This is a genomic window from Photobacterium satsumensis (genome assembly GCF_050336935.1).
GTDB lineage: Bacteria > Pseudomonadota > Gammaproteobacteria > Enterobacterales > Vibrionaceae > Photobacterium > Photobacterium satsumensis.
In genome coordinates this window covers 1,049,221-1,072,008 of sequence record NZ_JAKJSK010000006.1, presented here as the reverse complement: position 1 = coordinate 1,072,008, position 22,788 = coordinate 1,049,221, and the positions used below count along the sequence as shown (strand labels likewise).

14 protein-coding genes are annotated in these 22,788 nt (G+C 46.5%); 8 read left to right on the top strand and 6 right to left on the bottom strand.

The genetic code is table 11. The features are described from left to right. Positions 1-59 precede the first annotated feature (59 nt). A complete protein-coding gene (locus tag L4D79_RS05030) occupies positions 60-2,003 on the top strand; it encodes a TRAP transporter permease (protein WP_428648208.1) in 1,944 nt (647 codons plus the stop codon). Between the two features lie 128 nt (positions 2,004-2,131). Here L4D79_RS05030 and proC read toward each other — a convergent pair whose 3' ends face one another. Continuing rightward, positions 2,132-2,989, bottom strand: coding sequence for a pyrroline-5-carboxylate reductase (gene proC / locus L4D79_RS05025; protein ID WP_428648205.1), 858 nt, complete (start codon positions 2,987-2,989; stop codon positions 2,132-2,134). Positions 2,990-3,360: 371 nt separating this feature from the next. Between proC and L4D79_RS05020 the strand changes: the two genes are divergently transcribed. From L4D79_RS05020 to L4D79_RS04995, 6 genes are all read left to right on the top strand, one after another. Beyond that, positions 3,361-3,828 (top strand): toxin-activating lysine-acyltransferase, encoded by a 468-nt coding sequence (locus tag L4D79_RS05020; RefSeq protein ID WP_428648202.1) that lies wholly within the window; start codon positions 3,361-3,363, stop codon positions 3,826-3,828. Positions 3,829-3,928: 100 nt separating this feature from the next. After that, positions 3,929-10,111, top strand: coding sequence for a hypothetical protein (locus tag L4D79_RS05015; RefSeq protein ID WP_428648199.1), 6,183 nt, complete (start codon positions 3,929-3,931; stop codon positions 10,109-10,111). A 60-nt stretch (positions 10,112-10,171) separates the two neighbouring features. After that, entirely contained in the window at positions 10,172-10,480 is a 309-nt protein-coding gene (locus L4D79_RS05010; RefSeq protein ID WP_428648196.1) for a hypothetical protein, read from the top strand. A gap of 13 nt (positions 10,481-10,493) precedes the next feature. Further along, on the top strand, positions 10,494-12,650 hold the full coding sequence (locus L4D79_RS05005; RefSeq protein ID WP_428648193.1) for a peptidase domain-containing ABC transporter: 2,157 nt from the start codon (positions 10,494-10,496) through the stop codon (positions 12,648-12,650). After that, entirely contained in the window at positions 12,647-13,993 is a 1,347-nt protein-coding gene (locus L4D79_RS05000; RefSeq protein ID WP_428648190.1) for an HlyD family type I secretion periplasmic adaptor subunit, read from the top strand. The genes L4D79_RS05005 and L4D79_RS05000 overlap by 4 nt, the downstream gene beginning before the upstream one ends. A gap of 1 nt (position 13,994) precedes the next feature. After that, positions 13,995-15,455, top strand: a complete 1,461-nt coding sequence (locus tag L4D79_RS04995; protein WP_428648187.1) for a TolC family protein — start codon at positions 13,995-13,997, stop codon at positions 15,453-15,455. Between the two features lie 58 nt (positions 15,456-15,513). On the opposite strand, the gene L4D79_RS04990 is transcribed toward L4D79_RS04995, so the two are convergent. Both L4D79_RS04990 and L4D79_RS04985 read right to left on the bottom strand, forming a co-directional pair. Next, positions 15,514-16,773: a hydroxymethylglutaryl-CoA reductase gene (locus L4D79_RS04990; RefSeq protein ID WP_428648184.1), complete on the bottom strand. Its 1,260-nt coding sequence runs from the start codon at positions 16,771-16,773 to the stop codon at positions 15,514-15,516. A gap of 95 nt (positions 16,774-16,868) precedes the next feature. After that, positions 16,869-17,276 (bottom strand): helix-turn-helix domain-containing protein, encoded by a 408-nt coding sequence (locus L4D79_RS04985; protein ID WP_428648181.1) that lies wholly within the window; start codon positions 17,274-17,276, stop codon positions 16,869-16,871. A 103-nt stretch (positions 17,277-17,379) separates the two neighbouring features. On the opposite strand from L4D79_RS04985, the gene L4D79_RS04980 reads away from it, so the two are divergent. After that, positions 17,380-18,288, top strand: coding sequence for an aldo/keto reductase (locus L4D79_RS04980; protein WP_428648178.1), 909 nt, complete (start codon positions 17,380-17,382; stop codon positions 18,286-18,288). An 87-nt stretch (positions 18,289-18,375) separates the two neighbouring features. On the opposite strand, the gene L4D79_RS04975 is transcribed toward L4D79_RS04980, so the two are convergent. The 3 genes from L4D79_RS04975 to L4D79_RS04965 are packed head-to-tail and all read right to left on the bottom strand — an operon-like array spanning position 18,376 to position 22,612. Further along, complete coding sequence (locus tag L4D79_RS04975) at positions 18,376-19,827, bottom strand: tetratricopeptide repeat protein (protein WP_428648175.1); 1,452 nt, start codon at positions 19,825-19,827, stop codon at positions 18,376-18,378. Further along, positions 19,824-20,849 (bottom strand): family 8 glycosyl hydrolase, encoded by a 1,026-nt coding sequence (locus L4D79_RS04970; RefSeq protein ID WP_428648172.1) that lies wholly within the window; start codon positions 20,847-20,849, stop codon positions 19,824-19,826. Before L4D79_RS04970 ends, L4D79_RS04975 begins: the two co-directional genes overlap by 4 nt. Further along, positions 20,846-22,612: a cellulose biosynthesis cyclic di-GMP-binding regulatory protein BcsB gene (locus L4D79_RS04965; protein ID WP_428648169.1), complete on the bottom strand. Its 1,767-nt coding sequence runs from the start codon at positions 22,610-22,612 to the stop codon at positions 20,846-20,848. Before L4D79_RS04965 ends, L4D79_RS04970 begins: the two co-directional genes overlap by 4 nt. Positions 22,613-22,788: the final 176 nt, after the last annotated feature.

Genomic DNA, 22,788 nt, shown 5'->3' with positions numbered 1-22,788 from the left:
AGCAAGTTTGCTTGTGCTTATTCATGATCGTATTCATTAGCCCGAAATGGAGTTTTGTCATGGCTACTGATGTTAAGGGATCTCAACCACAGCAGACTGACTTTCAGCGTCTGCTGATGCTATTTATCATGGGCTGGGCTGTGGTCAGTACTTGCTTCCACTTCTACAGCGCATTCATTGGTTATCTAGAGCCGCGAACCCAACGCTCAATTCATTTACTATTTTTACTTCCTCTTATATTCCTTGTGACACCTGGGCGTAAAACGTCAGTCGGTCAGGGCCATTTTTATTTACCGGGCTGGTCTGGTTTTTTACTGTTTTTTATCGCCATTATTCCTTTTGCTTATTCATGGTTGGAAGCGGAGAGGATCAACTATCGCCTTGAAGGCGTCGATGAGATCCTTCCCGTAGAAATGGTGATGGGGACTGTCGCGACTTTATTGATTGTTGAAGCGATCCGCCGAGCTGTGTCTCCTGTGCTTGCGGGCTTGGTTGCTATTAGTATTGGCTACTTGTTTGTCACTGATTATATGCCGGGAGTGCTGCACTATCGTCCGATTGGCTATGATGAAATTGTAGAAACCTTATTCTTGATGAGCGGGCAGGGGATTTTAGGTTCGATAACCGGTATCGCTGCTACTATGGTTGCTATTTTCATCGCTTTTGGTGCATTTATGGAAGCTAGCGGTACAGGTCGTCTGTTCACCAATGGTGGTGAGATGATTGCTGGGCGCTATGCGGGTGGGCCAGCGAAGGTGTCGGTCGTAACATCGGCTTTCTTTGGCACCATGAGTGGCTCCGCGTCATCGAATGTGTTCACCACTGGCTCATTTACGATCCCGATGATGAAGCGTATTGGCTATCGTCCGCAGGTCGCAGCAGGCATTGAGACCGCAGCGAGTGTCGGGGGGCAGAGTGCTCCACCAATTATGGGGGCTGGTGCTTTCATTATGGCCGAGATGACCAATACACCTTACTCCGATATCATTGTTGCGGCAGTGCTGGGATCGTTTTGTTTCTTTACGTTGGTGTTTATCTCGGTTCACCTTGAAGCGAAAAAGAATAACCTAAAAGGCATGGATCCTGCTGATCTGCCAACCTTTAAAGATATCGCTAAAGATCTTCATCTGCTTATCCCAATTGTTGTCTTGATTGCCTTGCTGATGATGCGTTATTCGCCGCATACCGCGGCATTGTATTCGGTCGTCGCAACACTGGTGATTACATCACTTAAACGCAGTAGCCGATTTGATCTTAAGAAGCTTCTGAATGTGATGTATAAAGCGGGCGTAAACACTGCACCGATCGCCATCGCCTGTGCGGGGGCTGGGATCATTGTTGGCGTACTGACCAAAACGGGGTTAGTCGTATCAATTGGCAGCATTATTTCTGATGTATCTGGTGGAAGCCTGTGGTTAGCCGCATTGATTTTGATGTTTGTCACCTTGGTGATGGGTATGGGTGTACCAACCACCGCCGCGTATGTCATCACCTCGGCGATTGGCGCACCCATGCTGATCAATGAGTTTGGTGTACCGGTACTGGCTGCTCATATGTTTGTGTTTTACTTTGCGATATTGGCTGATGCAACACCTCCGGTATCCATTGCATCATATGCGGCGGCATCCATCGCCCGTTGCAATCCGTTGGTCACGGGCTTGCATGCGTCAAGGATGGCAATAGCAGGTTATATCGTTGGCTTGAGTTATCTGTTCGTGCCGGAAATGCGGATGGAAGGAGAAGTGCAAAATATTGTTGGGCACCTTATCGCCATCATTGGCGGGTTGACCCTGGTTGCTGGTGCAATCACTGGGTATTTAGGCAGCAAGCTCAATGTCTTGATGAGAGCTGTGTTGATCGTCACAGGCCTGTTCTTGGCTTTGTATTCAGACTTAAGCTTGATAGTCCGAGTTGGTTCGGTTATCTGTATCCTAACCGGATTGGTCTATGTGCCTAAGATAATGCGAAAGGATCTGAATCAAGAAAAGGAGATCGCTCAATAAGGGTAATATTGCGCTCTTAATGGAGAGACACCCGACGAGGAGCTGGCAGTAGCCGGCTCCTTTAAGTTTAGGGATACAGACCGCTCCTCCAGAACGACTGTTTCTAAGGGACTAAAAAGATGAAAAGGTTAAACGAGCTCAGCCAACTCTTTGCTGCGCTTTGAGGCGGCATTAACTGCTTTGCTTACCAATTGATTGAGCTCTTGTTGTGCCATGAAGATGTTCAACGCTGCCTCAGTTGTCCCTTTGGGGCTTGTCACATCCTGACGAAGTTCTGAAACTTCTTTCTCCTCTACCGATACAAGGTGTGCAGCCCCGGTAACGGTATTGATCGCGAGTGCTTTGGCAAGATCTTCTGGTAAACCGACTTTCTTGGCGGCATCAATTAGACACTCGGTAAAGTGGAATAGATAGGCTGGACCACTGCCGCTAACGGCGGTTACAGCGTCCATTAATGATTCATCTTCCACCCAATAGAAATTACCCAGTAAAGAGAATAGCTTTTTACAGACGCTTCTTTGTTGCTCTGAAACGTGTTGATTGGCGCAACCAACCATCACCCCGCGTTGGACTAAAGCTGGGGTGTTGGGCATGACACGAATGATACTCCTTATGTTGGGGATCAGTTCACCGAGTGATGCGTTGGTAACGCCAGCAGCAACAGAAATCAGTGTGGCATCGGAGTGAATGAAGTCTCGATATAGCGGCAGTATTTTTTGTACCATCTGCGGTTTTATAGCCACCATGACAAAATCAAACCTGATTGCGGGCAGTGCAGTTGGTGTTGCGTAAGCCTTCACCTCTCCTGCTTGGACAAGAGGTTGTAATGCGTCGATATTGGGATCGACGATATAGATATTGCGACCGTCAATACTGTCATTTAACCACCCTTGAATGATTGCGCTGCCCATCTTTCCACAGCCGATGACAAGAATGGACGATGGGCCGGTATGCTTCATGGTGTGACGAGTAGATGTTGAGTTCATTGCTATCTCCGTTGCTGTATACAGTTGAGAATACAGGTTATCATCTCGCCAAATGTGCCAACAATATCTTAACATCTTCATTGTGATCTAATGCAGCATATCATTGTTGATTAAGTTGTTGTTTAGATATGGTTAATCATTTATTTAGAGCTTTTATGAAAGCATTTCTTCCGGAAATATGAATGCCTACAATATAAATTCGATATGATTCCGGAATGTGGAATTAATTGTTTCGATTCTTTGTTTTTGGTGATTGTGTTCACAATAATGATATTTGTTGTGATTAGTTTCATATGTAACCTTGTGCCTTGGGACTCTTTACCCTAATAATTGTGTTAATGAAATGTAAATGCGGTTGTCAGGGAGAGCTTATGCTGAAGTCAGTTCGTTTAAATAAAGAGATTCATCGTACTGTGACAGCCCAAGAAATGCAGTTATTCGGCGAGCTCACATGGCTACTTCTTCAATCACCGATACATACCGATTACCCATTGAGTGTTTTAAATGATCGTTTCATACATGCATGCCATATAGGCCAGTGTCAGTTGTATTATGATCAATCAGGTCCTATCGGCGTGGTTACCTGGGCTAAGGTTTCCAAAGAGTGGCATGAGCAAATGCTGAATGACGATATCTGGCCGCCGACAAGCGAATGGAACAAAGGCGATTACCTCTGGTTTATGGACTTTATTGCCCCATTCGGCCACTGTCGGCAAATACGTCGTGAGCTAAGTAAGCAATTCGGTAAAACAGATAAAGCTTGGTGTCGAAGAATTAAAACAAATAGAAAGCAAAGTCATATTTGCCAGCATCACCGCGGCTACTTACTCCAGCATTAAATAATCTCAGAATTGATGCTTAATTTGTCCGCAGTGGGTGCGGTCAATAACTTTATTGCATCGATATCAAGTAACTGACACGCAACGAAAGGAATTGTTCATGGCAACGAGAAAGTACCAGGGCGGCAATGGCGCCGATCGCCTCCATGCAGGACATGCAACACATAAAAGTATTATTTCTGGTGGTGGTGGGAATGATAATTTAAGTGCAGGACATACAACATGGGAATCATTTATTTATGGTGGTAGTGGTAACGATGTTATAGGTAACTACAATAAAGCCCTTAATAAAATCCATATTTGGGATGGATCAGGAGATGACTATGTCAATGTTGGAGCCGTTAATGTCAATATATATGCAAGTTCGGGAAATGATACCTATAAAGTGACTTCAGGTTCTAATGTATATATCGAATTAGGCACTGGAGAAAAAGATGTCACGGTTAATTATGTTGGTTCACAAGCAACAGTGGTAGAAAAAGGGTATTGGTATGACCGAGATATTAATGTTAGTTCGGCGAACACTAATATTACAACGGGGTACGGCAACGATACGATTTATGCATGGGGGACTTTTAGTAGTAAGGTCACCTGTATGGGCGGGAACAATAATGTGGTGGCCAAAGGGGCTGGCGTTGTTGTTCGTACCGGTAGTGGTCATGACACTATTTATACCAGCTCGGTGAAATCTGATGTGCATAGTGGTGATGGTGACGATTGGATCGTATCCCATGGGGCTGGTGTTAAGGTTTACACCGGCTGGAACGGAAACAATTATGTCTATGCTGGTGGCGCCGATGCCAATATTTGGACGGGTAACGGCCATGATGAGATAGAGGCTCGTGGCATCAATGCCTATATTCGCTCTGAAGGTGGTAATGACATCATCAATGTTCGCGCGGCGGGTGCGACTGTTCATGCGGGAAGTGGAAACAATCGAATCGACGTAAGAGCTGCCGGCGCCAATGTAACAGCAGGAAATGGGCATGACTATGCCTATATTGGTGCGGCAGTCGGTAATGTCAATTTAGGTTCAGGCAATAACACTGTTGATTACTATGCTGTTGGTGGCACCGTCACTGTGGGGTCGGGTAACGATCGGATAAATGTTCGGGCTGTTGGCGTCAATATGAATGCTGGTAGTGGTAACAATTACATTGATGTACGAGCCGCTGGCGCGCGAATAACCGCTGGTAACGGTAATGATACTGCCTATATTGGTGCAGCCGTTGGTCTTGTTGACTTAGGTGGTGGCCATAATACCGTCAATTATCATGCGGTTGGCGGTGAGGTTAGGGTTGGTAGCGGCAATGACCGAATTAATGTGCGGGCGGTAGGGGTCAATATGAATGCTGGCCACGGCAATAATCATATTGATGTCAGATCTGCCGGCGCTCGAATTACAGCAGGTAATGGTAATGATTATGCCTATATTGGGGCTGCCGTTGGTTTAATTGATTTAGGCAGTGGGCATAATACGGTGGATTTTCATGCTGTTGGCGGTAGTGTTCGTGTCGGGGATGGTAATGACCGAATAAATGTTAGGGCTGTTGGCGTCGAGGTTGATGCTAAAAATGGTAATAACCATATCGATATTCGTGCTGCTGGAGCGCGAGTGACTGCCGGTAATGGCAACGATTACGCCTATGTTGGAGCGGGAGTTGGGTTGCTCGACTTGGGGCATGGTAATAACCATGTGGTATTGCACGCAGCTGGCGGTAATGTTTTTGTCGGGGATGGAAACGATAGGATAGAAGTTAAAGCCGTTGGGGTGAAAATAGATGCCAAAAATGGTGATAATACTATTCTTGTTAGCTCTGCAGGTGCTGAAATTAAGTCGGGAAGTGGTCGGGATTATATTGAATCTCTTGCTGTTGGAGGACAGTTAATAGATTCCGGTAATGGCAATGATCATATTAAAGCTCATGGTGGAGCTAATATCATTTCGGCTGGATGGGGAAATAATACTATTGAAGCGATTGGTGGTTTAAATATCGTTCAAGTTGCCCATGATGATAATGATATATCAGCTTATGGTGGACTTAATGTTGTATTGGCTGGTCATGGAAGAAACGCTATCGATGCATTCGGTGGTGGTAATTTTGTCTTTACTGGTAATGGAAGAAATAATATTCATGCCGTGGGTGGCTTGAATATCGTTTTTGCAGGAGATGGTAAAAACATTATCCGTGCTGAAGGTGGCTTTAACATTATCGGTACTGGAAACGGTGGTGGCAATGGCGCCTCGTCTGTTGGGCAGGTGACTTACGGCGAAGTTGCCGGCAATGAAATACGCGCTTATAGTTTTGGCAATTTTATATTAACCGGCGATGGCGACGACAAGGTACGTGCGGGTGGTTTACTTTCAATCGTCACTGAAGACGGTGATGACTTCGGCAAGGACACAGGTATTGATCATCTCAAAAATCTGGCCAATGTCACTAGCGCGGGTAATATCGTGCTGGCCGGTGAAGGAAACAATGTCGTTAAAGCTTATGGCGGCGGTAATTTAATCCAAACGGGCTCGGGTGACGATCTTATCGTTGCATTCGGATACGCCAACATCGTTATTGCAGGTGATGGTAGTAACGATATCACGACACTGGGTGCTTACAATATTGTCTGGGGTGGGCGAGGGGATGACTCGCTATGCTCGATGGGTGACACCAACGCTTTCCTTGCTGGGGATGGCAATAATGTAATGACTGCTATCGGGTTGAATAATCTGTTTGTGAGCGCTGGCGGCAACGATGATGTCATGGTTGCTGGCTCTAACAATATTATGGTTATGGGCGGAGGGGATAATGTCGGTGTTGCTATCGGCGCAAACAACCTATTCCAGGGGGCAAGTGGCAATGATAGTTTCTTTGGGTTAGGTAACAACAACGTCATGCTGGCCGGTAATGGCGAAAACTTCTTGGTGGGTGTCGGCGCTAAGAATGTATTCTGGTCGGGCGATGGTGACGATACATTACTTGCTATCGGCCAAACGAATATCATGCTGGCCGGTAATGGTGAAAACAGCGTTATGGCTGCAGGTATGGATAACATCATCCTAACCGGTAGCCAGCAAGATTCAGTTGCCGCATTAGGCTCAAAGAATATCATCTCAACGGCATCGGGTGCCGACACCATCTATGCATTCGGCTATTCCAATTTTGTCCATGCTGGCGGAGACAACGATGTTGCCTTTATGGGCGGGCGTGCCAATGTCGCGTTAATGGGGTGGGGCGATGACATAGTTGCAGCCGCTGGACAGCATAACATTTTGCTCACCGAAGGCGGTGACGATGTGGTGTTATCTATCGGGCAAAATAATGTTGTTATGGCAGGGAGTGGCGATGACACCATCATGTCTTTCGGAAAAGAAAATTGGATAGCCGCTGGTGGAGGGGCCGATATTATTTTTGCTATCGGTAAAAATAATATGATAGCGGCTGACAACGAGATTTCTTTTTCCACCGAAGAGTTTGGAGAAATCAAAAAGAGTTCGGGCAATCTGCTGAATGACAAAGATGAAAAAGGTCAGAGAAGTGATGATGCGCTGGAAGGAACATTAGGTTCGGCAAGCTTTAATGCTGAATTTAATATGAGCGCTAACCTTAACCTGCTATTCCCCGAGTTAGATTTCTCCGACCCTACGGTTCCTGACTGGCAGACTCCTTCTTTTACTCTTCCACAGTACGACTTGGAAATTCCGGCTATTCCAGAGCTCAAGTCTGCGCCTGAGTACAAATATGGCAATTTGGGTAACTATGGTCTGCCCTCAATTCATCTCCCGACTCTCAGTACTCCTGAAATTGAGATCCCGAGTATTACATTACCGTCGTTAGCCATGCCATCACTGAGTGATTTCGGAGTAGAGGTTGATCGGGTTGATCTCGAATTAACCTATGAGTTTGATGTGAGCTCAGGACTGTTTGGCTCTGCTGATGCGATGCTCGGCGATCTCTTCGGCTACACCTCAAGTGACGCATCCAGCAAGAGCCTGTTTAACTCGCAAGCAGAGTTTAAGCCAAGGCTTACTGAAGACGGTGCGTTTCTTAATGTCTACTCTTTCCATTCTGCTGATGCAGGCGCTGCTGAAGCCGCAGCCAAAGGTGGCAGTGATAGTTATTACTACTATGACGAGACTAGAGAAGACCAAGCAGGGAGTGCTGGTGGTGGCAATGCTACTGCTTCCGCCGGCAAGTGGGCTACAGGGGCTGATGGTAGCTATACTACAGAACCTGAAAGCGCAGAGGAAACAGAGGTTGTGGCTGAACCTACGTATACCACTGTCTCTTTGCCAACCATTCACCTTCCTGAACTTCATGTTCCAGAGTTCAACCTAAACGGTTTCGATTTATCTGGCTTTAGCGTCTTAGGCAGTACGATTGGCGGACGTGAATTCTACGGGTTCGAAATTCCTGATTTTGAGGTACCTGAATTTGGCGTGCCTGATTTCAGCCTCGGTGATTACGTTGAAATGGAGTCTTTAGCCATACCTGGGCAGACTATCAATATCCCTTCATTCTCTATTCCAAATGTCGCGGGTATTGATTGGTCCGAAAGGTTGCCTTCGTTTGATCATGAATATTTCCTCCTACAAGAAAATGCAGAAGGGGTTTGGGGCGATGTCATGCTGGCTATTGGCGAAACCAATCGCTTGATGGGAGGGCGAGGAGACGATATTGCCATCGGTATCGGCAAGGAAAATCTCGTTTATACCGGACGTGGAAACGATATCGCGCTCATGGTTGGTGCCAAGAATACGTGGAGAGATGATTATGGGGCGAATGTTGCCGTGGCGATTGGGGCGGAAAACACCTTAGCAGGTGGTTTTGATAATGATGTCATGCTTGCGGTGGGTAATGAAAATACCTTAAGCGGCGGGATTGGCGATAACCTATTGGCCGCCATCGGCAACAAAAACACTATCAAGGGGGATGATAAGCCGGGTGAGCCAGGGGCGACGGCCAAAAATGTGGTGTTTGCATTTGGTAATGAGAACACGGTCAAGGGTGGTTTTGCCGCGACAACAGCATTGGTAGTAGGGCGTAAAAACACTGTGAAAACCACTTTCCTCGATGACTATGTGGTGGCGGTTGGTGTTGAAAACAACATTGCGCTGCACAAAGGCAAAGACATGGCCTTCGTGATGGGGATTGATAACAACATCGAAGGGGATACGACTGATCCATTCGGGGCTGATGCTGACATCATCGTCAGTGCCGGGCTGAGAAATCGTGTTGATGGCTCTGGGGGGGATGATGGACTTTTCGTTGGCGGTCTCTATAACCATGTGATTGGTGGTAATGGTGATGATCTTGTCGCAGCAATGGGGGGCTTTTCTATTGTCAACGGGGGAGACGGCAATGACGTTATTGCTACTATCGGCGCATCCAACAATGTAACGGGTGGATTGGGCGATGACTTCGTGATCAACCTGGGGATGGCGAACTTGACCAGCTTGGGTAAGGGGGATGACACCATAATAAACGTCGGTCTGGCGGGTGTGGCATCGGGTGGTGAAGGGAATGACGTGTTCCTTGATTTGGGTTGGGAAACCATAGGGCTGCTAGCAGAAAGCGGAGCCAATATTGTTAATCATGTTTTGTCGGCGATTACAGACTTTATTGGCAGCACAGTAGAAACATTCGGCGGTGATAAGCAAGCGGCTCTCACGTCGTTCTTGAGCTTTGAAGACAAATCAATTGGGTTCGGTAACTCGGGTAATGATGTGTTTTTGTCCGGTTTTGGCGGCTCACAAGCCCATGGCGGAGAGGGTAGCGATGCGTATCGGTTTACATTAGGCAGTGGTCGGTTCGATATTTACGAAGCGGATAACCTGAATGAGACCAACACATTAAACATTGCCACCAACAGTAGTCAAAGTGGCTTGGATTTGTCTTTCGATAATCTTGTTTTGTCCAGTGATTATAGCCAGCTTGATATTGTGGTTAGTGGGCAATCACTAGGGGAAATTGGATTATCTGGCTGGACAGATAAAGACGTGTTCGAAATGTCTGATGTCGCATCGATGACATTTTCAGAGTTAAAGCAGTATTGGGACAATTTGGACTCGGCGGTGGCTGAAGAGCGACGCAGCTTTGCAGCGTTCGACTCTTCGAAAGCGCTTGAAGCAGGGGCTTCAGCTACACTGGCCTGGCTAAATGATCAGCAATCCAGCTCGGTTGACTTTGGTGATCTGGATGGTGGCCTGTTCAATATGGTCGAGTCTGTGGTTGGAGACATGCAAGCAGCGAAGAAACATATCGATAGTGCGGTCGGTATCGCATAGGGATAGAGCCTAGCTCAGTGTGAGTTAGGCTTTTTTATTGGCGTAAAAAGGATAAATCACATGGCAGAGCAACACTTTATCGATGGAATTGAAAATGTAGCAATCATTGCAGGAAATGTTCGGATGGACTTCTATACCTTTGGTGTCGATCCCGATACCAGTGGAAAAGAGCCCCCTCGCGAACATAATTTACGGCTAGTGATGTCACCCGATGCATTTTTGCGTAGTTGGCAGACCCACACTCAATTGCTGGAGGAATTGAAGAAGCGTGGGCTAGTCACTCAGCGAGGGGATGGTGAGTTAGAAAATACCCTTTCTAGCCAAGAGCAAGAGCCTTCTCAAGAAGCGGTATCGCCAAGTTTTAGCTGATTAGGAGCTTGCTATGAACACTGCATTGGAAGCGTATGTTCTTATCGCAAGGTATTATCATGTATACCATTCAGTACATAATTTAAAGCGTGATCATGGTGTTAAGGATGGCACCATGACACAGCCAGAACTGTGTCACCTAATTAACAACAGCGGCCTGCAAGCTAAGCAACTGAGTCTCAGCTGGCTGCAATTTAAACGCCTCGGCAGCAGCTTTCCTATTCTCATCCAATTGGAGAATAAAGACTATGTCATTGCTGCAGGAGTAAAATCGGCGCAAAACGGCTCATTGAAGGTCCTGATCCAAGACCCTCAGGCCAGTAGCCTTGAGCTAATCACCATCAGTGAAGAGAAGTTTCTGGCGAACTGGAAGGGGGCCGCGGTTATGGTGCGGCCGCTGGGGGAGGAATTAGTTGTCGAGCAGCCTTTCGGTTTCTCATGGCTCTTTGGTGAGATACTGAAACAGCCATCGTTAATTACTCAAGTTGGTGTTATTTCCTTGTTTCTGCATGTCATTGCTTTTGTCGTGCCGTTTTTTTCTATGGTCGTCTTCGACAAAGTCATTGGCTACCAAGGCTACTCAACCTTGCATGTGTTGTTTGTGGGGGCAATGACAGCACTGGTTGTCAGTGGCGTACTGTCCCTAGTCCGCAATATTTTAATCTTACATACCGTGGCGCGGTTGGATATCGAGATCGCCCACCTAACTTGCCGGCGGTTATTTTCGTTGCCTCTGGCTTTTTTCCACAAGGTCGCAGCCGGCAAACTTGCTAAGCAGGTACAAGAAGCGAGTAGTATTCGCGAATTTATCACCGGCAACCTCCTTTTCACTCTGATTGAGTTGACCTCTGTTGTCGTGATTGTGCCAGTGATGTGGCTGTTTAGCCCGGCGCTAACCTGGTTGGTGGTAGGGTTTGTACTCATCATCATGGTAAGCCTTTTCTGTATTCTGAGGCCTTACCGTCGCCAACTCGAAGCCTTGTATACCGCAGAAGCCGATAGGCAATCGTTGATTGTCGAAACGGTGCGGGGTGTTGAAACCATAAAAAGTCTGGCGATTGAAAAGCGCCAGCAGCAAGAATGGCTAGATGTCACGGCAAAGGTGGTCTCTAGGCAGCACACTGTTGGAAGATGGAGCGGCTATATCAATGAAATCAGTGGCTTTCTACAAAAAGCAATGACGCTGACTATCATTTGGTTTGGTGCTCAGTTGGTGTTGGCAGGTGAGCTGACCATAGGTACGTTGATCGCATTCAATATTATGGCTGGGCGTATTGCCGGCCCTCTCGTTCAATTGGTTGGGTTAGCCAGTAAATACCAGCAGACGGCAATCAGTGTTGAAATGCTCAGTCGTGTTTTGAATAGCACGCCAGAAAGATTGCGCAGTGGAGGGATCACGCCGCCAGTGAACGGGCTGGTTTCGGCAGATAAGCTGACATTTAGTTATCACCCTAACCAACCACCGGTGTTGCAAGATCTGAGTTTTGACATTAGGTGTGGAGAAAAAATAGGGATCGTTGGCCCGAGTGGATCCGGAAAAAGTACCCTGACGCGTTTGATTTTAGGTTTTTACCAGCCCTGTCAGGGCTATATTCGAGTCGACGGCCATGAGCTTCGTGAATACGACCCCAGCTACTTACGCGCGCAAATTGGGGTGGTGCTGCAGGAGAGTTTTCTATTCCGAGGATCTGTGAAGGAAAACCTAGCAAAAGCGCGGCCTGACAAATCATTGGAGCAGGTCATTGCGGTGGCAAAAATGAGTGGTGCTAACGAGTTTATTGATGAGCTGCCACAGGGATATGACACCGTACTGGAAGAGAATGCGAGCAATTTGTCCGGAGGCCAAAAGCAACGCCTGAACTTCTCCAGGGCGTTACTTGATGATCCCAAAATTCTGATCTTGGATGAGGCAACAAGCGCCTTAGATGCCGATAGCGAAATGTACATCCTGGATAGGTTGAGCGCTCTTTCTCAAGGGCGGACCCTTATAAATATCTCCCACCGGTTATCATCGATGCCCCAGATGGATCGAATACTGGTGCTTGAAAAAGGCAAGTTTATCGACTTTGCCCCCCATACTGTGCTGTTAGAACGATGCCAGCTCTATCGGCAGCTATGGCAACGGCAATTCCAAGGCGTGGCGAACCCGATGAAGGAGCTAGCCGGATGAAGCCGATTATTGATAAAGAGGTATTGAGTATTGCACCGAAGTGGGAGCAGTTAAGGCATCAGCAACCTAACATGTCGCTGTACATTGGCTTGTGGACCATACTGCTTTCGGTTGCTGGGTTGATTCTTTGGGCGTGTATTTCTGAGGTTGATACCTATGTTGCGGCACGTGGCCACGTCAAGCCGATAATGCGCAATACTGTATTGGAAAGCCACGCCGAAGGTAAATTGATTGAATACACAGGAAGAGTCGGTGATCAGGTCCTTGCCGGGGAGCTGATCGCCGTACTGGATGGAAGAATATCCAAGTCGGATGTCAACGCGACGAAGTACCAACTTCAAAGTGTCGAGGCGAGAATTAAACGTTTAGAAGCTGAGTTACAGGGGGGAGCATTTGCTGATTATGCCATTGAGAGTGCGCAATACAGTTTAGAGGCTGCACTATTTTTATCGCGTCAAGCGGCGCATCAAGCAACGGTAGAGGCAAGGCTACAGCAGATCAGCAGTATAAAATTGCGGCTGGAAAGTCTAGCGAGTGAGAAGGATATTATTGCCGAGCAACTCAAGCTTTATTCCCAGTTGGTGAAAGATAAAAAAGCACGGTATGAAAAAGAAAGAGAAGCCTTTCGAAGAAATGGGCCAAGAAAAGAAGAATATATGAATGCCATGGCGCAACTTCTTGAGCTATCGAGAAAAGATGCGTCGATAACCAGTAGCATGATGGAGTTGAAGACGGAGGGGGAGAACTTAAAAAAAGAATTGGACCGCTATCAAAGCCAGAGAAAGGTGGAAATTTCGGATGAACTGGTTTTAGCGACAAGAGAATATATTACCCTAAGGCAGAAGCTGGTGGTTTATGAGGAGAAAGAGAAGCTCGTCGAAATACGTTCCCCCTTTGACGCTATTATTTTTCGAGTAGCGGACACTGCAATCGGCACCCATATTACCCCTGATGAGTTCTTGTATGAGCTAGTACCAACCAATAGCCCTATGGAGGTGGTCGTTGATCTAAATCCAGCCGATATTAACCAGATTTCATTAGGTGATGCTGTGACGATTAAGTTGGACTCATTGCCTTTTACAAAGTTTGGCACGATCACGGGCCGGCTGCGCCAGGTGAGTGAGGACACATTCAATGATGACGTCAACGGGGAAAAAACCATCGCTTTTCGAGGTTGGATTGATATCAAAAGTATGGCCTCTTTGCGTGCACTACCCACGGACTTTCGTTTGCAACCAGGGCTAACGCTAGAGGCCAATATCCAAACAGACAAAAGAACGCTTATCTCATATTTAATTTACCCGATCGCCAAAGCCTTTGATGAAAGCTTTAGGGAGCCATAGGATGGTGAAACTATTATTACTGGTATGTTCACTATCGATATTGGGATGCACGGTAACGCCGAGTGCATCGACTAAAGCAGAAATAGATGCGATAGCCGCTGAGCAAAAGCAATGGGTTACTAAAACTAAACTCGATATTACGGGGCCAATTTCGCTTTCGGACGCTATTGTATTGGCGCTGAAAAATAATTTGGAATTGGAGCAGGCTCGCTATCGGGTATTAATTAATCAAACCTCGTTAGACAATACACTTTATAGTTACTTGCCGAAGTCTAATTCGACGTTTAATCGCAGTATCCGAAACAATGACGGTGGGGCAAACGACGTCTTGCCGCCGGCGCGTGACCGCAATACAGTGACGAGCTCTATATCCTGGACCTCCCTAGATTTAGGCCAAGCCTATTTACAAGCAAAGCAGTCTGGGAATGATCTACTTATTGAGCAACTACAGCAAAAGAAAGTTATCTCAAGGATTGTTCGTGAAGTGATCTCTGACTATTTAGCCTTAGCGATGATAGAAAATGAAATATTGCGAGCACGAAATATAGAGCAGTCACTAATTCTTAGCCTAGATAAAGCTAGAGCATTGGAATCGCAGCAGCTTATTGACCCCTTAAACCTACTGCGCTATCAAGAGCAGATGTTAAGCCTTCAAGTTCAGCTCCAAGATCTGGAGACTGAGTACTTACAAGCGAAGCAAATGCTGCTGACTCGGATCAGTGCCCCGGGTCTTGATCTTCAACTTTCCCATCAAGGGCTGCATACACTAGGCTTATCGCTTGAAAATGTAACCTTAGAAGAGCTCGAACAGTTTGCTTTGTATAATCGCTCAGATTTGCGCGAGACTGATTATAAGATCAAGAACGCAGGGCTAGAAATACGCAAAGCATGGTTGAACGCGTTACCAAATTTTTCGATTGGGTATACCAACAATTATGACTCGGATCCTAACCTACGGAATAACGAATGGCTGCAGGTTGACCTGAATGTCGCGATGAAAGTGATTGAGCTTATCGCATTACCAGCACAAATTAGTGAGCTGAAGCGAAAAGAAGAACTGGAAAAGTTAAGCTCACTGGCCTTTGCCGTCACCGTTTTAGGGCAAGTCAGAGAGGCGAATATTGCTTTTTTATCAGATAGGTCGCGTTTAGGGCTAGAGTTGAAGCGAGAGCAGTTGCAACAAGAAATTGTTGACTTAAAGCAACAGCGGATTGCTTACGATCTCATGGATGAACTGGATTCGTTTAAGTCTGAAGTGAATGCGGTGATAGCGAGTGTCAGAAGAGGGAAGGCGTATAGTCAGTATCAAAGTTCCATCCTCACTTTATTGGAACAGGCTGGTGTTGATTTATTTCCATCACAGGCGACCTTGGCTTCTGGCGAAGAGTTACAGCAAGACGTTGACCTTTGGTTAAAGTCATTGCCTCTCACGATTGAGAATTTGTTTCAGCAGCAGGTTTAATGCATAAAAACAGCCACGATAAGTTCGTGGCTGTGACTGCAATTTAAAGGGAAGGTTGTTAACGCGCTAGCTTATGGTGAGCGCGAGAGAAGTGTCCGGCACAGAAGGCGCCGACAATCGACAGCTCACCTGCAAGGCAAAGGGCTGCGCACACTTCTGACAACGCTTGTGAATTTCCAGCGCCGTGAAGACCTAACAAGTCAAGGCAGGCTTTTTGGCTAGGAAGTGATGTGCCACCACCCACTGTCCCTACCATTAGGTTGGGCAGGGTGACAGAAGCGTATAAACCACCGTGCTGATTGACTTCAATGCGTGTTATACCGACCGCAGATTCCGCCACACAGGCGGCGTCTTGGCCGCAGGCAATATAGAAGGCAGCGAGCGCATTGGCATAGTGGGCGTTGATACCGATACTGCCGCTGAGTGTGCCGCCGATAGTATTCATGCGGGCAAACTCAGCCATTTTCTGTGGTGTGGTATGCAGCATTTTCTCGACCAGCGCTTTTTCGATGTTGATCTCGGCTGTTACTTTCTTGCCACGTACCCCACGTAGGGTTTGCGCTGTTGCCTTTTTGTCACCCGATAGGTTGCCATCAAGGAAAGCTTCAAGCGGCTTGATTGGTGTGTGATGCAAGATATGTTCGAATACCGCATTGGTTGAAATGGTCACCATATTCTGTCCCGATGCATCCCCTGTGAGATATTCGAATACCAGATAGACGTGGTTACCTTCAATATTGACACTAATATCTGTCAGTTTACCGTGGCGGGTGGTTGATTCGGCAATGCGACGGAATTCGTCATATTGGGTGACAACCCAAGCGACAAATTGCCCTGCTTGTGCCAAGTCATAAAATGCAAAGCAAGGGGTACGAGTGACGCCTTCGTTCAGCAACATGGCGCTTGCCCCGCCAGCGAGGGTGATAAGCTGCGATCCACGGTTATAGGATGCGACAAGAGCAGCTTCGGTTGTGGCAAGTGGCACGTGGAAATCATTTTGGGCAAATAGGCCGTTGACGCGAAGGGGCCCGGCAATGCCGATCGGCATTTTCACTGTGCCAATGAAGTTCTCGATGTTTTTGTTATAGCAGAGCATTTGCTCTTGTGTGTGTCCATCAAGCAGTTGTGCTTTGGCTTCATCGTTATCCAGCATTTGCCAGCGTCGCTCTACCGCTTTGGGGGTGAGGTAAGGCGTGCGCGGTTGCTTTTTCTCCGGCTTGGCAAACGTTGAGCCAAGTCGTTGCTGAAGTTCGTCAGCAGTGAAGTCATTGACCACGGTTTTCATGTGGTCTCGTCGATGGAGGTTTAGTTTTGGCATAGCAGTGCTTCTTAGCTAATGACTGCGGCGGATTGTAACCTCCTAATATCAAAACACTACTCCTGCCAGTTTGGAAAAGCAGATGTAGACAGAAATCATTCAGGTTTTTCTTGTTTGGCGATATTGAGGAATGTTGTCATCCCGCTGATATCTAAGTAACCATCAGATTTTTTATGGGTTCGGAGGTATTGATAGCCAGTCACAATTCTTAACAGTTTATCTGCTTCAGTATTGCTGATTTTTTTACCGTTCACATGCTCAAAAGCGGAATTTAGAGCCGATTTGTCGACAACTTCGGCTTGTCGGTAGAGATATCCGCAGCCTGTGGCCAGCCACTCCAGTGAACAATTGGCCCGCATGGCGATTTGATTCGCCTTGGTTAAACTGGGCTCGCTACCTTTTAGGTACTTGCGGATCAGGGCTTCACTGATATCTACCCGGCGGGCAAACCCGCTGATACTTTCTTCGCCAATTAATGATTTAAGCCGTTCGGAAAATGACATAGTTTCGTACTCTAGTTCGAAGCTTTCGAGTTATAGCATTGCCTACTGGGTTGAACAAGCCTAGGATGGATAGCGATTTTTGAGTAAACGGAGTTAAGTCCAGATGGTGGCAAAAGTTGAACTCACCCCGAAAGGGCCGCAGTTTTCTGAGTTAGTTCAAGGGTATTGGCGTCTTGCCGATTGGAGCATGAGTCCCCAGGAGAGATTGAGCTTCCTGAAGCAGCATATTGAGTTGGGGATCACGACTGTCGATCACGCCGATATTTACGGTGGCTATAGCTGTGAGCAGCTGTTCGGTGAAGCGTTGGCGATTGACCCAAGTGTGCGTGAGCAAATTGAAATCGTGACGAAGTGCGATATCAACCTATGCTCCGACCTTGTACCTGCTCGCAAGATCAACCACTACGATACCAGCAAGCAGCATATCGTTAATTCAGTGAACAATTCCTTATCTCGACTTCAGATTGAGAACATTGATGTACTGCTGATCCACCGTCCGGATGTATTGATGGATGCTGACGAAGTAGCAGACGCTTTTGCTGAGCTTAAGCTGCAGGGCAAGGTGAACCACTTTGGTGTATCAAACTTTACCCCTTCGCAGTTTGAATTACTGCAGTCTTGTCTAGACGCGCCGTTGGTGACGAATCAGGTGGAGATAAACCCGCTTAATTTTGAAGTGGCGCACGATGGCACGCTGGATCAATTGCAGATGAAGCGCGTTAAGCCAATGGCATGGTCATGTTTGGGTGGCGGTGCGATTTTCTCAGGCCAGTCAGAGCAGCAAATCCGAGTACGTAGCGAGCTGGAAGCGATCCGTGAAGAGATTGGTGCAGACAGTATTGATCAGGTGATTTACGCGTGGGTACGCCGTCTGCCATCTAACCCGCTACCAATCATTGGTTCGGGTAAAATCGAACGGGTACAAACCGCGGTGGATGCTCTAGATATCACACTGACTCGTGAACAATGGTACCGGGTGTGGGTTGCTTCTAAAGGCCACGGGGTGCCATAGCGTTAGCTAGTATTCTGCTATCAAAGATATTTAAAAAAATTAAGCCTCTGTCCTGAAAGGACAGAGGTTTTTTCACTGGTATGTCTATTAATAGCAACGTTTGTAGCTTTTCTTCTGTGCACATTCTGCGGTTTTCAGCGCATTCTGCAGGTTATCATCGTGAGGGTAGGCATCTACCAGTTCACGGAACGTCTCTACCGCTTTAGTGTTTTGCTTTTGGTTGTAATATGCCCATCCCTTAATTTCTGCTAGCCCGACGTCCTTACCATAAGTTTGCTCAAAGGTTTCGCTGTGATCAATGACATATTGGTAATCTTGTTTTTCATAGGCATTGAGAATCGCTTTGGTTTCCTTTTGCTTGGTATAGAGCATTTTCTGGTTTGGATCAGCGAGGTTATTGGCAAGAGACTCGGCATGTTGTTCAAACCCTGCTTTGTTAAGGGCCAAGGTATAACCATACTGGGTTGAGTGGTATTGCTTGTTGTCACTATCCATTTCTTCTAGCGCCTTTTCAAAAGAACGCTTAGCCGTTAAAGGGCGATCTATTTCGTACCATTGCCAGCCAGCCAGAGCATGCTGTTCGGCACTTAAAGGTGTGTTTTGATAAAGCAGCTCAAGGCATTTCTGTGGGTCGGATTGGCATGCTTTGGCCAGCTCCGGCGACTGGTTGTTAGCATCCAGTGTTTCTAAGTTTGGGTATCGAGTTGACCATAACTGTTGATAGCGCTTTGCTTCATCGGTTTTTCCCAGCTGTTGGAGGCTAAGGATTTTTCCCTCAACTTGCTTCAGGCTTGGGGCTTCTGTCCAGCTAATAGATTTGTCAAACCAAGTAAGCGCACTGTTGTATTGCTTGTTTTTTAGATGTTGCCATCCCAAAAGTTCGGCTCCTTTAGCATCTTTCTTTTGCGAAATTATCTGGCTTGCTGATTGGGTTTGGCTTGCGCTGAGTTGTAGCTGTCCCAACTTTGCGAGATTCACTTGGTAGGCCAGCTTTTTGTAATCAGCGGCGTTGTAGCTGTTGCTATTTTTGTATTGATATAGAATATCAGAACCGGCAGAGGCGCCGGTCCAGCCGAGCGCTTTTTGGGTTGTTGATAAACCATATTTTGGACAACTAGATAAAAGATTGGATAGCTTTTGTTTCGAATTTGGCCCATAGCCAGATCGGGTTTCTTGCTTAAGGTCTAACCACGCCCATTGAATACGCGAACAACTCACCCATTGTGGGTTTTCTACTAGCAACTTATTGGCTTTTGTTGTTTGTTTACTGGTAATGGCTTTTTCGAGTTGTTCCAGTGAAGAGCGGTATTGTATTTCTTCGCTTAACGATTCTGAGATTGGCTTGTTTGCAGCCGTTTTCTGCGCGGCTTGCCAACCTTCATTTTCTAAAGTGGCCCAAATGGGGCTTTCATTAAAATTGTTGTGCTGTTGCTGCGATTTGACTTCAACTGAAACGTCACTTTCCAATAGTTGAATATAGGTTTGCTCTGAAGCGATGACAGGAGTCGTAACGAGAAGAGCTAGGGTAAAGGTTTTCATTGGCAGTACCTCTCGTGAAAAGCAATATGTGAAAAAATAATCAAGCTAGATGAGTAGTAATCATCATTGCTACCCGGGTGGGGGAGTGCACTTCGGTGCTTGTAAGTTTCTTGACTGAGTTGAACCAATGTCGCGATAGCATTGGCACCATTTGGTGGTCCATAAGGCGCCATTTGTCCGCTTTTGACATCAACCCAGGCTTTATTATGTTGGAACAACCAGCGCCTATAGTTTTCATTTACCGCATTTTCGAACCCACCCCAAATAAGGTATAGAGGTATACGGTAGCTGGAATAGCTAAATCGGCTTGGGAATTGATTAGAAGGTTGCCAGTTATTGTTTCGGTACTCCAGCCAGTCAGTGGGAAGCTGATATTGACCGTACTGGTTACTGTCTAGAATCGATAACCCACCTTGGTTAAGTGATGCCCAATCCGTATCCATTTTGGCAAAATCGTTGAAAGCCGGGTAAACCCAATACGAAGGGTTTACGGTGGTTGAATTGGTCTTTTCAAACCCATATTGAGCTGGTAGAAAAGCCTGCTTGTCACCAAGTGTGACAAAGTGAGATTTCGCTAATTCATCAATGATGGCTTTGGCTTGTTTTTGATATTGGTGCTCAGGCCAAAATTTGTGTGCCTTGAGCAGTGCCCATGCAATGAAAATATCGCCGTCACTAGCATTGTTGTTATCTGGAATATGCGGCGGTGATGGCTGCCATTTCCAAGCAAACAACGCGTCCTCTTGGTGCTGTAAATGTTTTTGTGTCCATTGCCAAAGTTGCTTGAAGGTTTGATGGTCATTGAAAAATGCTGCCATCAACATGCCATACCCTTGGCTTTCGCTATGGCTGATACTGTCGTTGCCGTTATCAATGACCCTACCGACAGGGTGAATAAATTTATTCTTATAAAAACGCCACAATTGCTGATCGGCTCGGATATCGCAGCCGTGTACCTTGGCTGCAACGTGTGAGCTTGTGAGCAGTGGAATGATGGCAATTACCCAAGGACTCCACTTCATAAAGGCTTCTCCAGTTTGCGGTGGATAAGCAGAGTCAGCGGTAGTAGGAACAAAAGCAATAGGAGTGGTAAGGAGTAGGGGTAAGCGATGAAGCCAGATCGAGCTAGCTCTTTATCGGCCGCAGTAGTGGGGCGAGCAAGTTCGATGTCGCCGCGCCTAGCTGATATCTGCTGACTGAGATAAATCGTCATTTCCTGATTCAAATCGGATTCGTTATCAGCATTGAATATGATATTTCGCCAACCGTTGCTAGCTGTTGATAGTCTAGCAAATTGACCAGCTGTACTACCGGCTTGCCAATGAGTTTTGTTTACACCGTATTGATAGTTGTTGGGGGAATCATTGGTTCCGAGTTCAGTTGTTTGTAATTGATTTGTATAAGCGGTTTGCCCGCTTTGCATTTTTGCCATGTTATTAAGTAGTGTATGGCGGATTGACGAGAATAAACTGCTTTTTTCATTATTCACTGGAGGGTTAATTCTCAAGGTATTGCCAACATCAAAAGTTAGTTTGATAGGACGCCGTTGCGAGTTGCTGTGCGTCACCAGGAGTTCGGTCATTGGACGTTGGGCTTGTAAGGTTACATGGCTAAGAAGTTGCCATATAGCTGTAAGCTGGTTGGAGTCGTTGTAATTGAGAGTCACCTGTGTGTCACGGCCATTATTATCGGTAATGAACAAGAGCTGATCGGCGGGGAGTTGCTGATCAAACTTGGTGACGTAGTTGACCCACGCACCAAGGCGGAGAACTGAGCTTTCTTCGATATGGGCAATGAATGGTGTTGGGGTTGCGTTATAGGGATCGGTTTGCTCAGGGCCGTATAACTCGACACTTACGTTATTTAGCCCTGGGCGAAGCTTGTTCATAGGAAAAGCTAAACGGTAATGCTGAGTCTCCCGCCAGCGACTGGCGCGTAATGGCATACTATTGGCGTAATCGCCATTGACTCGAATGACCATAGCGGCTTCACCTGGTCGTACTGATGGATGAGCAAGCAATAAATTGATATGGGCTGTTTCATCAGGGCTGAACAATGAATTGGCCGGAATCAACAAAGGTAACATTAAGGGTTCATGACCGAATTTTTGTTGTGAGGTAAATTGGGTAATTGTGTATTCCCCCTTACTTTGAAGCAGCTTTTTCTCAGGTTGCTGATAACGTTTTACAACTGCATATTTATAGGCGGGGAGAGGGTAGCTGGGAGTGGCGAAATAGGCGGTAGCCTCAAGCAACTCGTATTTGTTCCTGCCAGAGATGATAAATAGCAAGTTATCTGAGTCTTGCTGCTGAATCAGGCCTAGGTATGGTCCTTGTATCCCTTCTAGATGGTCACTTGGCAGTATGTTCGTGCTTGCTAATTGTTCCGGTAAACCGAACAGCAATTGTATTGGGCTGTTCGGCTTTTCTGATATGTTCTCTGAATAGGGAGTATTTTCCTTTTGTTGCTCAATGTATTGATACTGATATGACTTATTACCACTGCGCAGAGTCCAGCCCTGAATAAGCTGGCTGGCGATAGAAAGAGCAGCTTCTGTATCATCTGGTATATGGCTGACTAGCTGAATTGGTTTGTCATGTAATTGGCCACTCATGATTAATGCAGAAAAATCCGCCAATGTTGATTCTACACTCTTCGTTGTAAAGTTGAGTTCAAAGTAAGACTGTTCAGCGAGAACTTTGGTGACAGCCTCTGATGCTTCTAGGCGCTGTTCAGCAAGGCTCAACGAAGCGGGTAATTGATGACGAACAGCAATGGTCATCATATTTCCGTACCGTTTTAGTAATGCTTGCGATAATTTCACAACAATTTGCTGTGATGCTCCATTGGGTTGTAGTTGTATATTCGCAATCGGCTTGTCACCAAGGTTTACCCATAGGTGGGCTAAGTCTATGTTTCCTGAATGGGTTAGTGATAACGATACCTTGATGTCATTTACCT

Excerpts from the sequence above, each read along its gene's own strand:
- L4D79_RS04990 (WP_428648184.1), bottom strand. The coding sequence starts at position 16,773 with ATGCCAAAACTAAACCTCCATCGACGAGACCACATGAAAACCGTGGTC.
- L4D79_RS05000 (WP_428648190.1), top strand. The coding sequence starts at position 12,647 with ATGAAGCCGATTATTGATAAAGAGGTATTGAGTATTGCACCGAAGTGG.
- L4D79_RS04985 (WP_428648181.1), bottom strand. The coding sequence starts at position 17,276 with ATGTCATTTTCCGAACGGCTTAAATCATTAATTGGCGAAGAAAGTATC.
- L4D79_RS05010 (WP_428648196.1), top strand. The coding sequence starts at position 10,172 with ATGGCAGAGCAACACTTTATCGATGGAATTGAAAATGTAGCAATCATT.
- proC (WP_428648205.1), bottom strand. The coding sequence starts at position 2,989 with ATGAACTCAACATCTACTCGTCACACCATGAAGCATACCGGCCCATCG.
- L4D79_RS05005 (WP_428648193.1), top strand. The coding sequence starts at position 10,494 with ATGAACACTGCATTGGAAGCGTATGTTCTTATCGCAAGGTATTATCAT.
- L4D79_RS04970 (WP_428648172.1), bottom strand. The coding sequence starts at position 20,849 with ATGAAGTGGAGTCCTTGGGTAATTGCCATCATTCCACTGCTCACAAGC.
- L4D79_RS04980 (WP_428648178.1), top strand. The coding sequence starts at position 17,380 with ATGGTGGCAAAAGTTGAACTCACCCCGAAAGGGCCGCAGTTTTCTGAG.
- L4D79_RS04965 (WP_428648169.1), bottom strand. The coding sequence starts at position 22,612 with ATGATGACCATTGCTGTTCGTCATCAATTACCCGCTTCGTTGAGCCTT.
- L4D79_RS05020 (WP_428648202.1), top strand. The coding sequence starts at position 3,361 with ATGCTGAAGTCAGTTCGTTTAAATAAAGAGATTCATCGTACTGTGACA.
- L4D79_RS04995 (WP_428648187.1), top strand. The coding sequence starts at position 13,995 with ATGGTGAAACTATTATTACTGGTATGTTCACTATCGATATTGGGATGC.
- L4D79_RS05015 (WP_428648199.1), top strand. The coding sequence starts at position 3,929 with ATGGCAACGAGAAAGTACCAGGGCGGCAATGGCGCCGATCGCCTCCAT.
- L4D79_RS05030 (WP_428648208.1), top strand. The coding sequence starts at position 60 with ATGGCTACTGATGTTAAGGGATCTCAACCACAGCAGACTGACTTTCAG.
- L4D79_RS04975 (WP_428648175.1), bottom strand. The coding sequence starts at position 19,827 with ATGAAAACCTTTACCCTAGCTCTTCTCGTTACGACTCCTGTCATCGCT.